The 14401-nt window shown below is 62.3% G+C and carries 13 protein-coding genes and 1 pseudogene; 5 read left to right on the top strand and 9 right to left on the bottom strand.

What is annotated here, in order from left to right; translation table 11 throughout:
- Window positions 1–4 precede the first annotated feature (4 nt).
- The 5 genes from FCL40_RS04665 to ccoN all read right to left on the bottom strand — a co-directional run bounded on the left by FCL40_RS04665 (window position 5) and on the right by ccoN (window position 3823).
- The gene (locus FCL40_RS04665; protein WP_136851839.1) at window positions 5–481 is read right to left on the bottom strand and encodes a FixH family protein; all 477 of its coding nucleotides are present in this window, start codon (window positions 479–481) and stop codon (window positions 5–7) included.
- Between the two features lie 123 nt (window positions 482–604).
- A complete protein-coding gene (gene ccoP, locus FCL40_RS04660) occupies window positions 605–1564 on the bottom strand; it encodes a cytochrome-c oxidase, cbb3-type subunit III (RefSeq protein WP_136851837.1) in 960 nt (319 codons plus the stop codon).
- A 5-nt stretch (window positions 1565–1569) separates the two neighbouring features.
- Window positions 1570–1731 (bottom strand): cbb3-type cytochrome oxidase subunit 3, encoded by a 162-nt coding sequence (locus FCL40_RS04655; RefSeq protein ID WP_136851835.1) that lies wholly within the window; start codon window positions 1729–1731, stop codon window positions 1570–1572.
- Between the two features lie 11 nt (window positions 1732–1742).
- The gene (gene ccoO, locus FCL40_RS04650) at window positions 1743–2354 is read right to left on the bottom strand and encodes a cytochrome-c oxidase, cbb3-type subunit II (RefSeq protein ID WP_136851833.1); all 612 of its coding nucleotides are present in this window, start codon (window positions 2352–2354) and stop codon (window positions 1743–1745) included.
- 11 nt (window positions 2355–2365) lie between these two features.
- On the bottom strand, window positions 2366–3823 hold the full coding sequence (gene ccoN, locus FCL40_RS04645) for a cytochrome-c oxidase, cbb3-type subunit I (RefSeq protein WP_136851831.1): 1458 nt from the start codon (window positions 3821–3823) through the stop codon (window positions 2366–2368).
- Window positions 3824–4070: 247 nt separating this feature from the next.
- Here ccoN and FCL40_RS04640 point away from each other — a divergent pair, with 247 nt between their 5' ends.
- Both FCL40_RS04640 and FCL40_RS18890 read left to right on the top strand, forming a co-directional pair.
- A complete protein-coding gene (locus tag FCL40_RS04640) occupies window positions 4071–4484 on the top strand; it encodes a hypothetical protein (protein WP_136851829.1) in 414 nt (137 codons plus the stop codon).
- Window positions 4485–4613: 129 nt separating this feature from the next.
- Window positions 4614–4661: pseudogene (locus FCL40_RS18890) on the top strand (hypothetical protein); the annotation flags it as partial.
- Here the strand turns inward: FCL40_RS18890 and FCL40_RS18730 are convergent.
- Together FCL40_RS18730 and FCL40_RS04630 are read right to left on the bottom strand one after the other, a co-directional pair.
- Complete coding sequence (locus FCL40_RS18730) at window positions 4652–5707, bottom strand: phosphotransferase family protein (protein ID WP_407644137.1); 1056 nt, start codon at window positions 5705–5707, stop codon at window positions 4652–4654. The pseudogene FCL40_RS18890 and the gene FCL40_RS18730 overlap by 10 nt on opposite strands.
- Before the next feature lie 55 nt (window positions 5708–5762).
- Window positions 5763–6485, bottom strand: a complete 723-nt coding sequence (locus FCL40_RS04630) for a YebC/PmpR family DNA-binding transcriptional regulator (protein ID WP_136851827.1) — start codon at window positions 6483–6485, stop codon at window positions 5763–5765.
- Between the two features lie 346 nt (window positions 6486–6831).
- On the opposite strand from FCL40_RS04630, the gene trpB reads away from it, so the two are divergent.
- On the top strand, window positions 6832–8034 hold the full coding sequence (gene trpB / locus FCL40_RS04625; protein WP_136851825.1) for a tryptophan synthase subunit beta: 1203 nt from the start codon (window positions 6832–6834) through the stop codon (window positions 8032–8034).
- A 5-nt stretch (window positions 8035–8039) separates the two neighbouring features.
- On the opposite strand, the gene FCL40_RS04620 is transcribed toward trpB, so the two are convergent.
- Window positions 8040–10505: a cation:proton antiporter gene (locus tag FCL40_RS04620; protein WP_136851823.1), complete on the bottom strand. Its 2466-nt coding sequence runs from the start codon at window positions 10503–10505 to the stop codon at window positions 8040–8042.
- A 120-nt stretch (window positions 10506–10625) separates the two neighbouring features.
- Between FCL40_RS04620 and FCL40_RS04615 the strand changes: the two genes are divergently transcribed.
- The gene (locus FCL40_RS04615; protein ID WP_136851821.1) at window positions 10626–11435 is read left to right on the top strand and encodes a hypothetical protein; all 810 of its coding nucleotides are present in this window, start codon (window positions 10626–10628) and stop codon (window positions 11433–11435) included.
- Between the two features lie 11 nt (window positions 11436–11446).
- Here FCL40_RS04615 and FCL40_RS04610 read toward each other — a convergent pair whose 3' ends face one another.
- On the bottom strand, window positions 11447–12079 hold the full coding sequence (locus FCL40_RS04610) for a trimeric intracellular cation channel family protein (protein WP_136851819.1): 633 nt from the start codon (window positions 12077–12079) through the stop codon (window positions 11447–11449).
- Window positions 12080–12351: 272 nt separating this feature from the next.
- Between FCL40_RS04610 and FCL40_RS04605 the strand changes: the two genes are divergently transcribed.
- A complete protein-coding gene (locus tag FCL40_RS04605) occupies window positions 12352–14394 on the top strand; it encodes an OPT family oligopeptide transporter (protein ID WP_136851817.1) in 2043 nt (680 codons plus the stop codon).
- The last annotated feature ends 7 nt before the right edge of the window (window positions 14395–14401 follow it).

Here is a 14401-nt window from a genome sequence, read left to right as displayed (position 1 = left end):
CCTGCTACTGGAACCAGACGGGATGGCTCAGGGGGAGGTGCAGCCGCTTTTGCAGGCGCCAACTTTGATCGTGGGCATCGATCATCACCTGCCATTTGCCGTCAATCAGCTTGTCGCCGGGTAGCAGATAGCGGCCTTGAGCGTCCTGGGTGACCATCTGGGTCAGGTCGTGGTGGGGCAGGGTGGTGTGGTGGAACTCGATCTCCAGGGCGGCGCCGGTGGCGGGGCCACCATGTTGAATCAGAACCAGTTGACCCGCCTCCTGCTTCATCTCGAACACCAGTCCGAGGTTTCGAGCCTGGGTGATGCGGGAGAGGTCTTGATTGATCGCCTTGCCCTTCTTGTAGTAGTCCTCGGCGACCAGGGCGACGGGATTATCGGTGGCAACCTTGATGGTAATCAGGGCCGCGATGACGACGGATCCGGGAAGAAGGATCAGAAACCATGGCCAGAACTGCTTATACCAGGGGGTGTTGTTCATCTATCGTACCTTCCAATGGACTGGGGTCCATAATACTGGTTTCCCTGTTGGGACACCATTGCCACAGAAATTGGCGGAGTAAAAAAAAGCCCCGCCGAAGGACGGGGCTTTCCTGCAGGGGGATTAGCCCTGACTGAGGCTGTAGACGTAGGCGGTAATCAAGTGAACCTTGTCCTCACCCAGTACCTCTTTCCAGGCGGGCATCACTCCGGCGCGGCCGTTACGGATGCTCTCCTCGATCACCTTGCGGCTGCCGCCGTAGAGCCAGGCCTTGTCGGTCAGGTTAGGGGCGCCCATCAGCTTGTTGCCGGTGCCATCCATGCCGTGACAGGCAAAGCAGCCCTTCATGAAGCCGGCCTGACCCTGTGCGGCCAGTGCGGCATCATGCTTGCGACCGTTGAGGCCGTAGATGTACTCGGCAATGGCCGGAATCTCCTCGTCGGTGACCGGCAGGCCGCCCTTGGGCGGCATCATGCCACGACGGCCATTCATGATGGTCGCCTTGATGGTTGCCGCATCGCCACCGTAGAGCCAGGATCCGTCGGTCAGGTTGGGGAAGCCGGGGCCCCCTTTGGCATCGGAACCGTGGCACTGAGCGCAGTTTTGCAAGAACAGACGCTGGCCAATCTTCAGTGCTTCGGCGTCGGCCACCAGCGCTTCAACGGGCTTCGCGGCGAAGCTCTTGAAGATGGGACCATACTGGGCGTCGGCCAGGACCACCTCTTGGTCGTACTGAACCCAGCCGGATTCGCCGTCGCGGGCCTCGGCGGCGGCCGCCTTGGACTCCTCCATGTTCAGCACACTCTGGTTGGATGAGGTCCAGCCCAGCAGGCCTTTCCAGTTGCCCAGGCCTGGGTAGGCGGCCAGGTAGCCCAGACCGAACACGATGGTGAACACAAACATGTAGGACCACCACTTGGGCAGGGGGTTGTTCACCTCCTCAATGCCGTCGAAGGTGTGGCCCATGCCTTCACCCTCTTCAACGCCCATCTTGTCTTTCATGCACCAGATAAGCAGTGCAAGACACCCGAAGATCACCCCCAGGGTGATCACGGTGATAAAAATACTCCAAAAGCTGGTCATCTAGATTACTCCTTAGATCCCTGGTGCTTCTGCTCGTCGTCGAAGACGAGGTTGGCCGCTTCCTCGAAGGCGGGCTTGCGCCTGGCGCTGTAGGCCCAGCCAACGATGGCCAGAAAAATCAGCAATAAAACAAGGGTTATGATGCCTTGAAACGTTCCGTAGTCCATCGAAGGCCTCCTTATTTCAGAGCGGTTCCCAGAGACTGCAGGTAGGCAATCAGGGCATCCATCTCGGTTTTACCCTTGATGGACTCCACATCCTTCTTCAGTGCCTCGTCGTCACCATAGGGTACGCCGAACTGGTCGCGGAAGATCTGAAGTTTCTTCAGGGTGCTCACGCCGTCCAGGGTGTTCTCCTCCAGCCAGGGGAAGCCCGGCATGTTGGACTCGGGGACCACGATGCGCGGGTTGCGCAGGTGAACACGGTGCCAGTCGTCGGAGTAGCGGCCGCCCACACGGGCCAGGTCCGGACCGGTGCGCTTGGAGCCCCACAGGAAGGGGTGTTCCCAGACGTGCTCGCCGGCAACGGAGTAATGCCCGTAGCGCTCGGTTTCGGAGCGGAAGGGGCGCACCATCTGGCTGTGGCAGGAGTTACAGCCCTCACGGATGTAGACGTCGCGACCCTCCATCTGCAGCGCGGTGTAGGGCTTGAGGCCGGTCACCGGAGTGGTGGTCTCGTTCTGGAACAGCAGCGGAGTGATCTGCACCAGGCCGCCGAAGCTGATGGCGATGATGGTGAAGATCGCCAGCAGACCGACATTCTTTTCGATAATTTCATGTTTGAATTTCATTGCGCTTCTCCTTAAGCAGCCTGAGGCTGAAGTTCCGCCTCGGCGTTCAGGGAGCCTTTAGGCGCAGTGATGGTGCGGTATACGTTGTACGCCATCAGCAACATGCCGGTGACAAAGAACACACCACCGAGGAAGCGAACGAAGTAGAACGGGTAGGAGGCCTCAAGCGACTCGACGAAGGAGTAGGTCAGGGTGCCGTCGGCGTTGACCGCGCGCCACATCAGGCCCTGCATCACACCGGAGATCCACATGGAGACGATGTACAGCACGGTGCCGATGGTGGCCAGCCAGAAGTGCACGTTCACCAGCTTGTTGGAGTACATGCGACCCTGCTCAAACAGGTTGGGGATCAGGTGGTACAGGGAACCGATGGAGACCATGGCTACCCAGCCCAGGGCGCCGGAGTGCACGTGACCGACGGTCCAGTCGGTGTAGTGGGACAGGGCGTTCACGGTCTTGATGGACATCATCGGACCTTCGAAGGTAGACATACCGTAGAAGGAGAGGGAGACCACCAGGAAGCGCAGCACCGGATCGGTGCGCAGCTTGTGCCAAGCGCCGGACAGGGTCATGATGCCGTTGATCATCCCTCCCCAGGAGGGGGCAAACAGGATCAGCGACATCACCATACCCAGGGACTGGGTCCAGTCGGGCAGGGCGGTGTAGTGCAGGTGGTGCGGACCGGCCCAGATGTACAGGGAGATCAAGGCCCAGAAGTGGACGATGGACAGGCGGTAGGAGTAGACCGGGCGGCCAGCCTGCTTGGGAACGAAATAGTACATCATCCCCAGGAAGCCGGCGGTCAGCAGGAAGCCTACGGCGTTATGACCATACCACCACTGCACCATGGCATCCACGGCACCGGCATAGATGGAGTAGGACTTCATAGTCCACAGGCCGGAAGCGGTGTCCACCACGGGCACGGCCAGGGAGTTAACGATGTGCAGCACGGCGACGGTAATAATGAAGGCGCCGAAGAACCAGTTGGCCACATAGATGTGGGCAACCTTACGCTTCATCAGGGTGCCGAAGAATACCAGGGCATAGCTGACCCAGACGACGGCGATGGCGATGTCGATGGGCCACTCCAGCTCCGCGTACTCCTTGGCGGTGCTGTATCCCAGAGGCAGGGAAACGGCGGCGGCCACGATGATCGCCTGCCAACCCCAGAAGGTGAAGGCAGCCAGTTTGGGCGCGAAAAGACGGGTTTGGCAGGTACGCTGGACCACATAGTAGGAGGTGGCGAACAGGGCACTGGTGCCGAAGGCGAAAATCACCGCGTTGGTGTGCAACGGGCGAAGGCGGCTGTAGGTCAGCCAGGGAATGTCAAAGTTCAGGGCGGGCCAGATCAGCTGGGCGGCGATAAACACACCCACCAGCATTCCAACAATCCCCCAAATGACGGTCACGACAGCGAACTGACGCACAACCGTATAGTTGTAGTCGTTGCTGGTATTGGTCAGGTTCATATTTTTAGCTTCCACTGCAATTGCATGTTAACTTCCACGACAGGTGTCGCTACCCCAAAAACCGATGCAAATTAACGCAAACGATAGAAGTGACAGCGTGTCTGGCGTGATATGCATCAAGGCACGACCATGATACTTGAGGTCGGTCAAAAAACCTAGCACAAAGCCCTTTATCGGGTTTGATCGCGATCAAGTTTTGTTGTGGAAATGTTGTAAATAAAATCCTGCAAATTCAAGGTGGTATTGAATGAAGTTTAAAAGGATGACGGGCTTCACATTTTGGCTGCTGCTGATGAGCGGTTGTGGCCAAAAAGGCACCGAGATCGAGCCTGGTCTGTGCCGGTTCGACCAGGGCGCCTGTCACACCACCCAGGCGGGCAAAACCCTCTCCCTCTCCCTGTCGCCGGGCAATGCGCCCAGCGAGCAGCCGCTGGCGTTGATCCTGGACAAACCCGAGGGATGGCGCTTGATCTCGGCGGTGGTGGAGGGACGGGACATGTTTATGGGGCGGCTGCCGGTCAGTTTCGACGAGCGGGGCCGGGGCAGCCTGATGTACGGCAGCTGTGCCTCCGGCTACATGGTTTGGCGCCTGAACCTGCTGATGGAGGACGATGCCGGGCTGGAGCACCATGTCGCCTTCGACTGGCTGGCCGATCACTAGCGGCCGCCGCCGCGAAGCATGGGCGATGCCGTCGGCCAGTGGAGGGCGCCAATGTGACTGTCACCTCCGATGCCATCGGCGAACTTGCCCTGACTGTCGAACAGGCGTTAGGGGTGGGACAGCCGCGAGATCGAGGCTATACGTGCGGTTATCAATCTGATTGCCGATCAAACCAACCTGCTGGTGGTCAATGCCGCCCTAGAAGCCGCCCGGGCCGACGAACGGGGCTGGGAAGGCCGGGGTGGCGAAGGCGCAGAGGGGCCTGAGGGCCCCTTCTGGGCGATCTGCGCCAGCGCCCGTTGGGTCATCGCCTCGGAAAAGCGCCCCAGTTTCCAGTGGCCCGGTTTCCAGCCGATGAGGAAACGCTCAAAATCGGCCCAGGCAAAGGGAAACAGCTGGTACTGTTCACGGGTGAGGGACGCCAGCCGCGGCCGGCTCCAGCCCCCTTCACCCAGCAGGTGGGCAAGCCTTTGGCAGTAGTGATCCAGCCAGAAGAAGCTGCTCCGTGCCAGCTGCTGGTCATCCAGGACGCTGCCGAGCAGGTAGACCAGATCCCGCACACCGGGCCCCCGGCCCACATATTGAAAATCCACGGCGCCAACCTGGCCGCGGTCATCGGCCAGGAAATTGGCTAGCTTGGCATCACCGTGGACCAGGGTCTGATGCTCGGCAGCCGCAAGCTCGGCATCGATGGCCTCGGCGGCAGCCTTCAAGGGGCCGGCAGGCATCGCCCGCCACTCGTCCGGCCGCGTCGCCAAATGCCAGTAGCAGCCGGTCTCCCACAGGCCGGTGGGCGACCGGCCCATATGACGGGCATGGAACGCCGCCAGCCACTCCACCAGGGCGCCCAGGTGCGCTTCGCCCTGGCTCCGGCTCATGGGCCGGAAGCCCGCCGCCGCCAGGTCCTCCATCACCATCAGGGTACCCGCATCGCCGTCACCGCAGCCGATAAAGCGGGGGATCCGGCAGTCGTTGTCACCGTCGTTGGCAAACCCCCGGTACCAGTTGACCTCGACCCGGTAGGAGCGCAGCTTGCGTTTGTGGCCATACCCCTGCGCTGCCGGCGGCGGCACTATCCACTTGGCCACCAGGGAGGCGTGCCCACCCTCGGGGGTGATGCGGTAGAGGCCACCATAGTCGCCCCACAAGGGCTGGAGCAGGTGGATAGCGGCGACCGCCTCAAGGCCGGTAAGCTGGCTGAGCAGTTGGCAGGGAAAGCTCATCGGATGCTCCATGAAAAAACCCGGCACTTGGCCGGGTTTGCAAAGCGTGGGATGGTTAATCCTGGCTCTCGACGTTATGGTAGACCTGCTGCACGTCGTCGCAGTCCTCCAGCATCGCCATGAACTTCTCAAACCTGGCCACGTCATCGCCCTCGATGGTGGTGTAGGTCTGAGGAATGAAGGTGATCTCCTCTACGGAGAACTTGATGTCGCCGAACGCCTCGATCAGCGCGGTCTTGGTCTTAAAGAACTCGGTGTGGGGGGCAAACACGGTAACGGTGCCATCTTCCAGCTCCACGTCGGTCACGTCCACGTCGGCCATCATCAGCGCTTCGAGAACGGCATCTTCGTCGTCTCCCTCGAACGCCAGGACCGCTTGGTGATCAAACATGTGGGCCACGGCGCCCGGCGCACCGATCTTGGAGTCGGTCTTGACGAAGCACTGGCGCACCTCGGTAAAGGTGCGGTTGCCGTTGTCGGTCAGGCAGTCGACGATCACCATGCAGTTACCGGGACCGAAACCCTCGTAACGGGCTGGAACGTAGTCTTCACCGGCGCCGCCGGTAGCCTTGTCGATCGCCTTTTCAATTACGTGGGCGGGAACCTGATCCTTCTTCGCTTTGTCGATCAGCCGGCGCAGGGAAAGGTTGGCATCCGGGTCAGGGCCGCCGTTCTTGGCGCTTACATAGATCTCTTTTCCGTACTTGGAGTACACCTTGGTTTTTGCCGCTGCGGTCTTTGCCATGGACAGCTTGCGGACTTCGAAACTTCTTCCCATAAGGATCGGCTCTGTGTTGTCAGTCAAACGAAATTGGTGACCGCCGATAATACCAGCTTGAGCCCAAGCCTCAAACGGCCGGGGGGCAAATTGTGGCCTCAGCGGGGTGTATTGATGGCAACCGGGCAGTTTTTACCCCCGGCCCCCCTGAGCGGGATTCATTGCCGACAGCTCAGCCCGCACGGGTGTATAGAAAACATTACACCAAGGAATCCAATCAATACTTTAGTGTTATCAGTGTTGTGTAACGCTTTAATGACGCTTGGAATGAAAACATGACACTGGTAAGGTGCTGGCCATGAGCCTGGAACAGCCAGGCATCGCCAAATCGTCAAGGAGCCGAGTCATGAGTCGTTTCGAGTTTGCCCCCATGCCCGATGAGCAGGGTTTCTTTGGTCCCTTCGGCGGACAGGTGATCCCCCCCGAGCTGAAACTGGTGATGGATGAGATCAACCTGGCTTACGAGGAGATCCGTCAAACCGAGGAGTTCCAGCAGGAGCTGATGCAACTGTTCCAGGACTACGTCGGTCGACCCAGCCCCATCTACCACGCCAAGCGGCTTAGTGAACAGCTGGGTGGGGCGCAGATCTACCTCAAGCGCGAGGATCTCAATCACACCGGTGCCCACAAGATCAACCACTGCCTCGGTGAAGCGCTGCTGGCCAAATACATGGGCAAGAAGAAGGTGATTGCCGAAACCGGCGCCGGACAGCACGGTGTGGCCCTGGCCACCGCCTGCGCCCTGGTGGGGATCCCCTGCGAAATCCACATGGGCCAGGTGGACATCGAAAAGGAGCACCCCAACGTTACCAAGATGAAGATCCTGGGTTGCGACCTGGTTCCGGTGACCCAGGGAACCGCCACCCTCAAGGACGCCGTCGACAGTGCCTTTGTGGCCTATATGGAGAACCCGCAGGATTACATCTACGCCATCGGCTCTGTCGTGGGCCCCCATCCGTTTCCCAAGATGGTGCGGGACTTTCAAAGCATCATCGGCCGCGAGGCGCGTCAGCAGTTCCAGGAGCGTCATCAGCAACTGCCCGATGTCATCACCGCCTGTGTCGGCGGCGGCTCCAACGCCATTGGCCTGTTCACCGCCTTCCTGGCCGACGAGCCGGTGCGTATCGTCGGAGTGGAACCGGCCGGAAAGGGGCTGGACACCGACCAGCACTCCGCCACCCTGACCCTGGGATCGCCAGGCGAGTTGCATGGGTTCAAATGCTACGTATTGCAGGATGAGGCCGGTGAGCCGCTGCCGGTCCACTCCATCGCCTCCGGCCTGGACTACCCGGGTGTGGGACCGCAACACTGTTACCTCAAGGAGCTGGAGCGGGTCGAGTATGACACGGTGACCGACCAGGAGTGTTTGGACGCCTTCATGACCCTCTCCAGGGTGGAGGGGATCATTCCCGCCCTGGAGAGCGCCCACGCCGTTGCCTGGGCGATGCGGGAAGCCCGCCGTCTGCCCAGGGAGCGGCGCATCTTGGTGAACCTTTCCGGTCGCGGCGACAAGGACGCCGACTACGTGGCCGCCAAACTGGCGCTGTAGCCGGGCTACTCCCTGACCTCGGCGGCGACCAGGCTGGCCACCGCCCGAGACAGCTCTGGATCTCGGGCCATTATGCCTCGCAGGGCATCGGCGCTGAGCCAACCGATACGGCACAGCGTCGACGCCCGGTAACTGGCCGGGGCCCGGCCGGAGATCAGCGCCAGGGCAGCAAAGGGTTCCCCGGGGCCAAGCTGGCGACACCGCCGCGACTCCTGACCGAGGCAGGTCAGTTGCAGGCTGCCCTCGATCACCACCCCCAGAGCCGACAGGGGCTGCCCCTGCTTGATCGGCTGATCGCCGGAGTTACACAGTTCCGTCTCCAGCACGTCCACCAGGGCGGCGCGGGTCTCTTCGCTGCAGTCGCGGGCCCAGGGAACCAGCCGTTGCCACTGTTCAATCTTGGCCGGATGGCGCGCCATGGGGCTGCGCTGCAAGGCCACCATGCGCCGCTCCACATCGTTCAGCAGCCTGGTCGCTTCCGGCTGGTCCAGGACCGCCAGGCGCAGCTGCTGACTGATGATTGCACGTTCTCGGTTCAGCAACAGCCGGCTCGCCGCCTGGGTTTCCAGAGCCTGGATCAGTTCCGGGTGGCAGTCGCGCACCTGGGCGATGTAGTTTGACGCCAGTCGGCAGTTGAGCGCCACCTGGCGGTTGATCGTCTCGGCGGAAGCCGGCGATGGCGCCAGCGCCTCCACGTGGGAGCGCAGCTCCTCCTGAGCCTGAATGAAGCCTCGGGCGAGATCGTATCCCAAAGCCAGTCGCCGATAGAGCATAGAGTTCACCAGACGGCGGACCCCGGCGATCCGGCGCAACCACTCCAGCCAGGGCGGGGTACGCCAGATCGATGCCAGCCCGGAGCGGGGGCCGATCTGCGGTGGGCCATCGAGCACCCGTTCGACGGCATGCACCAGCTGCTCGGTGGCGGTTCGCCCCAGGGTTCCCTGCTCAAATTGCAGCCAGTAGCTGCGTCGTTCCGTCTCCAGCAGCCGGCGCCGGAACGCCACCTCAAGCTCGTCGGCGGCCAGGTCGGCGCCCCCTGTGTCGGCCAGCTGGTCGCCGAGCTGGACATGGCGGCGCACCGCCTCCCAGTCGGAACCCTTGAGAAACTCATGGGTCATCATCCCCGGCAGCATCTCATTGAGGTCGCGGTTCACTACGGTGACGACCCGATCCACCGTGGCCTGCTTGGCTTCGGGCAGGCGATCCAAGCGGAGCAGGCGGAGCAGCTGTCCCATGGTGCCGCCATTGAGGACGATGGTGAGCACCACGATACCGGCACAGAGGAACAGGATCTGGTCCGTCAGTTCACGCGCCAGCAGGCCATCGGCGGCAATGGTCAGGGCCAGGGCCAGCGACACCGCCCCCCTCAATCCGCCCCAGACCAGTACCATCGCCTTGGCCCGGGTTAAGGGGGCCCCCACCTTCTGCAGCAACGGCAGAAACAGGCCGATGGTTGCGGCCCGAATGGCGATCAGCCCCAGGTAGAGGGCCCCCAGGGTCTGCCACAAGGCGGGTTGATCCAGCGGAACCCGGCTGGCGATCAGTACGCCGACCACCAGGAAGATGATGGTGTTGGCGACGTGGGCCATCACCTCCCAGAAATGGTGGAGGAAGCCGGTGACTTCGGGACTGATCCTGGTGCGTCCGCTGCCGGAAAACAGCAGCGCCAGGGTGACCAGGGCAACCACGCCGGAGACGTGGAGCCGCTCGGCGACGAAGAACACCAGGTAGGCGGCCACCACCGACAGGCTGATCTCGATGAGGGGATCATTGAATACCCGTCCTATCCACCAGATCGCCAGGCCGCCGATCGCCAGGCCCACCCCGAAGCCGCCCAGGACCACCTGGTTGAACTCGGTCACCACCCGCAGTGGTGCGCTTGCGTCGCCGCTGCCGAGGGTGACCAGCGCATAGAACAGGGAGAACAGGACGATGGCCGTGCCGTCGTTCAACAGTGACTCCCCCTCGATCAGGGTTTCCAGGCGTTTGCGCGAGCTCACCTCCTTCAACAGCGCCACCACCGCCACCGGATCGGTGGCACTGATCAGGGTGCCGAACAGCAGGCACAGTGCCCAGCTCCACTCCCAGGGAAAGGCCCACCTGGCCAGCAGGGCGGTGAGTAGCGCCGCCACCATCAGTCCGGGGATCGCCAGCAGGGCGATCTGCATGAACATGCGGCGAAACAGATGCGCTTCGAGGGAGAACGCACTTTCGAAGATCAGGGTTGGCAGAAAGACGTAGAGGATAAGGTGGGGGCTGATGCCGGACACCAGATCGACGCTGTGGTGAAACAGCGGTGCCTGACTCGCCAGCAGATCCAGCCTGTGCGCCAGCCCCATGGTCAGCCCCACCAGCAGCAGTACCACGGTGTAGGGCAGCCCGCTTCCCTTGAGTGCGTGGCGAACCGCGGCGCCGATAAGCAGCGCCAGAATGATGAACACCAGGATGAGCAAACCGGGTTCGTGGATCATCGGCGACACCATATTTGCCGGATAACCCACCAATTATAGTTAGCCTTACCGGGCGCGATGATGTCGGTAACGGTGCCGCTGTGGTATAAACGGGTCAGCGTTCACCCCGGGACTGACCACATGTTCGATGCACTCTGTATCTGCCAGGAACGGCGTCACCTCTACTCCATCATCTGCTTCCAGGCTCTGGCCGAAGAGCAGATCGAGCGATTCAGGCAGCATCTGTACTGCCCGGAGTGCCATGGGCGGGCCTACTACCGCAAAGCCAGCCGTGATGGACGTTCGGCCTGTTTCGGCTCCCGCTACCATACTGAGGGGTGCAGCCTGGCACAGAGCTCTCCCGGGCAGGAGCTGGAGCAGAGGGATGCGGCCGAGGTGGCGCAGATGCTGACCGAGGAGGTGATCCCCTTCAGCTTCAATCCGGGGAAACAGGGGGAACGAAGCCGGGCGACAACGGTCGGTGCCGCTCGGGAAGGCCTTCGGCCGGCGCGAGCCGGCACGCCCAGGCCGCTGACCCTGGCGAAGGCGCTGCACAGCCTGATGAGGGGCAGCGATCTCGCCGACAGTGACACCCTGATCGAACTGGATCAGGGCTACCGGTTCAAGGCGAGCAACCTGTTTGTCAATTTCGCCGACGCCAGGGCGGCGGAGAGTGCCAAGGAGGCCAGGCCCAAGATGTTCTGGGGCACCCTGTCCCATGCCGACGGCGACCTCGACTGGCTCAACCCGGCAGAGTGCACCGATGTGGGCATACCCATTCGCCGCCACCGGCGGACGATACTGACCCGCTATGGCATTGAGGACCGCGAGGCCCTGGCAGGGGCCGGCATCATGCTGTTCGGCAAGTGTTACTGGAACCAGGCCAGGACCCGCAAGATCATCGAGCCCTGGAACGCCGAGCGGATCCACCTCTCCCTGGCTGACGCCTAGGCCGCTGCTCCCTAGTGGACGCCCTGTTCCTGGTAGTCGAAGGTGGGAATCGACCAGCGGTAGCGTATCGCCAACAGCCTCAGGCCGAACCCCAGCGGCAGACAGATGGCCAGCTTCAGCCATTCTGACGCCTCCGCCATGGTCAGGCCCATGTACAGCGCCGCCGTTACCAGCGACACCATGGCGTACAGCTCCTTACGAAACACCAGGGGCACCCTCTGGCAGAACAGATCCCGCAATATGCCGCCGAAGACACCGGTGATCAGTCCGGAGGCGATGGCAATGAGCGGTGGGTGGCCCAGCGACAGGGCCTTCTGCACACCGATGATGGAAAACACCGTCAGTCCCAGTGCATCCAGGGTCAGAAACAGTCGGGTGAGATAGCGCATCAGCGGCGAAAACGCCACCGTCATCAGCGCCGCCAGCGCGATCGCCAGCAGGTAGTGAGGATGGGCAACCCAGATGAGCGGATAGCCGCCCAATAGGATGTCGCGAACCGTGCCACCGCCGATGGCGGTGATGCAGGCGACCATCACCACGCCGAACAGATCCATGCGGTTTCTTCCGGCCGCCAGGGCGCCGGTGATCGCCTCGGTAAGCACCCCGACAAACCAGAGCACCAGAATCAACTGCACTTCACTCATCTCACTCTCCATCAGCGCCACAGACCAGGGTAGGGGGAGCGATTGTGGCAAAGGTCCAATGTCCTTGGAAATGAAAGATTAGCGGGTTCGGATTACCCCCATTGATGCCATGTTGCGCGGGTGTGGCCTTGTTGGTGTAGCGACTGGCGTCGGGCTAACTCAACGGCCGCCGTTCATTGCGTTGCGGTTAACACGGCCGGCACCGGCCCCATCGTGCGTTTCGACTACACTCTGCTAGTTTGAAACTAGGACAGGTCACCGGAACAAATAAGATGAATCAACCCCTTCCTCCTCCTGTCGTCGGTCCACAGCGCACCCTGGCGGAGATCACCGTCAAGGGATTGCTGCTGGGTATCCTCCTCTCCGTGCTCCTGGCAGCGGCCAACGCCTACATTGGCCTGCTGGTGGGGATGACGGTGTCGGCCTCGATCCCGGCGGCGGCGGCCTCCCTGGGGCTGCTGCGGCTGTTTCGCCACGCCACCATCCTGGAGAACAACATGGTTCAGACCGCCGCCTCCGCCGGCGAGTCCCTGGTCGCCGGGATCATCTTCACCATACCGGCCCTGGTGATGATGCACGCCTGGCACGGTTACCTGTACTGGCCCATGGTCTCCATTGCCATGGTGGGGGGCGTGCTCGGGGTGGCGTTCACCATTCCGCTGCGGCGGGCTCTGATCGTCGAGGCCAGGCTGGGCTTCCCGGAGGGGGTGGCCACCGCCGAGGTGCTGAAGACCGGGGGGATAGAGACACTCCGGAGCGGTGCCACTGCGGATGAGGAGCGCGCCCCGGTGCAGGGTTTCCGGATGCTGATCCGCTCCGCTGCCCTCGGCGGTGCCTACAAGCTGCTGGAGTCGGGGCTGGGACTGTTTGCCGGCGGCGTGTCCACGGTGCGAAGCTGGATCGGGGGAAGCTATCTGTTCAGCGGCGGCATCACCCTGAGTCCGGCGCTGATCGGGGTCGGTTACATTGTCGGCCTGAATGTGGCGGTGCTGGTGTTTGCCGGAGGGGTGATCGGCACCCTGGTCGGCGTGCCGCTAAACTGGATACTCAACCGCGACGCGCTGCTGTTGGCCGCTGGACTGGATCAGGGTCAGCTGCTGGATGGGCTTTCCGGGCAACAGTGGGCGGCGATAGCGGGTGCGGCCTGGCAGAAGTGCCGTTACATCGGTGTTGGCGCCATGATGGTCGGTGGACTCTGGTCGCTGGTGTCCCTGGCGCGCCCCCTGGCGGCGGGTGTGCAGGCGTCTTTGAAAGCCTACCAGAGCCGCAAGTCCGAGATTGCGACCGCCTTCCCCAGGACAGAGGCGGACACCCCCTTTTCCATCGTGGCCTCGGTGGTGCTGATCTGTGTGATCCCGCTGTACGCCATCTTCTACATCGCCATGACCGACTATCAGTACAAGGTGATGATCGCCGGGCTGATGACCCTGTTGATGCTGGTGCTCGGCTTCCTGTTTGCCTCCGTTGCCGGCTACATGGCCGGGTTGGTGGGCAGTTCCAACAACCCGATCTCCGGGGTGACCATTGCCACGGTGATCACCTCGGCGTTGATTCTGGTCTCCATCATGGGCAAGGAGGGCCCGGCGGCGGTGATGGGCCCCATTGCGGTGATCTACCTGGCGGCGCTGATCTGCTCGTCGGCCGCCATTGCCGGCGACAACATGCAGGACCTGAAGTGCGGCCACCTGGTGGGGGCCACCCCCTGGCGCCAACAGCTGTTTCAGGTGGTCGGAGTGGCGGCGGCAGCCCTGGTGATCCCGTTGATCCTCAGCGTGTTGGATGCTGGTTATGGCATCGGCCGACCGGCCCCGGGTGGGGATCCGGCCCGGTTCCTCTCCGCCCCCCAGGCGGGACTGATGATGGCGTTGGCGCAGGGGATCTTCGGCCAGGGGATAGAGTGGAACTTCATCTACATCGGGTTCATCCTGGCAGCCCTGCTTATCCTGCTGGACCGGGTGCAGGAGCGTCGGGGGGCGAGTTTCCGATTCCCGGTGCTGGCGGTTGCCGTGGGGGTCTACCTGCCTCTCGGCCTGTCGGTGCCCATCTTTGTCGGCGGGGTGTTGGCGGAGCTGGTTCGGCGTCGCGCCCGGTCTCTCCCGGCCGACCAGGCACGCGACCAAACCAACCGTGGCTTGCTGCTGGCGTCGGGGCTGATCACCGGCGAGGCCTTGATGGGGGTGTGCCTGGCCCTATATGTCGCCTTTATAGGCACACCAATGCCTCCCGCCTGGTTTGGCGGCTATTCCGGTCTGGCTGCCCTGTTACTGATCTGCCTCTATCTGTACCGGACAACCCTGAGCGAGGGGGACGGTTGAACCGCAG

This window comes from Ferrimonas sediminicola, from assembly GCF_005116715.1.
In the GTDB taxonomy this organism is placed as follows: domain Bacteria; phylum Pseudomonadota; class Gammaproteobacteria; order Enterobacterales; family Shewanellaceae; genus Ferrimonas; species Ferrimonas sediminicola.
Note: the sequence above shows the minus strand (reverse complement) of the source record. Positions and strands in the feature narration are given on the sequence as shown.

Excerpts from the sequence above, each read along its gene's own strand:
- FCL40_RS04665 (WP_136851839.1), bottom strand. The coding sequence starts at position 481 with ATGAACAACACCCCCTGGTATAAGCAGTTCTGGCCATGGTTTCTGATC.
- ccoP (WP_136851837.1), bottom strand. The coding sequence starts at position 1,564 with ATGACCAGCTTTTGGAGTATTTTTATCACCGTGATCACCCTGGGGGTG.
- FCL40_RS04655 (WP_136851835.1), bottom strand. The coding sequence starts at position 1,731 with ATGGACTACGGAACGTTTCAAGGCATCATAACCCTTGTTTTATTGCTG.
- ccoO (WP_136851833.1), bottom strand. The coding sequence starts at position 2,354 with ATGAAATTCAAACATGAAATTATCGAAAAGAATGTCGGTCTGCTGGCG.
- ccoN (WP_136851831.1), bottom strand. The coding sequence starts at position 3,823 with ATGAACCTGACCAATACCAGCAACGACTACAACTATACGGTTGTGCGT.
- FCL40_RS04640 (WP_136851829.1), top strand. The coding sequence starts at position 4,071 with ATGAAGTTTAAAAGGATGACGGGCTTCACATTTTGGCTGCTGCTGATG.
- FCL40_RS18730 (WP_407644137.1), bottom strand. The coding sequence starts at position 5,707 with ATGAGCTTTCCCTGCCAACTGCTCAGCCAGCTTACCGGCCTTGAGGCG.
- FCL40_RS04630 (WP_136851827.1), bottom strand. The coding sequence starts at position 6,485 with ATGGGAAGAAGTTTCGAAGTCCGCAAGCTGTCCATGGCAAAGACCGCA.
- trpB (WP_136851825.1), top strand. The coding sequence starts at position 6,832 with ATGAGTCGTTTCGAGTTTGCCCCCATGCCCGATGAGCAGGGTTTCTTT.
- FCL40_RS04620 (WP_136851823.1), bottom strand. The coding sequence starts at position 10,505 with ATGATCCACGAACCCGGTTTGCTCATCCTGGTGTTCATCATTCTGGCG.
- FCL40_RS04615 (WP_136851821.1), top strand. The coding sequence starts at position 10,626 with ATGTTCGATGCACTCTGTATCTGCCAGGAACGGCGTCACCTCTACTCC.
- FCL40_RS04610 (WP_136851819.1), bottom strand. The coding sequence starts at position 12,079 with ATGAGTGAAGTGCAGTTGATTCTGGTGCTCTGGTTTGTCGGGGTGCTT.
- FCL40_RS04605 (WP_136851817.1), top strand. The coding sequence starts at position 12,352 with ATGAATCAACCCCTTCCTCCTCCTGTCGTCGGTCCACAGCGCACCCTG.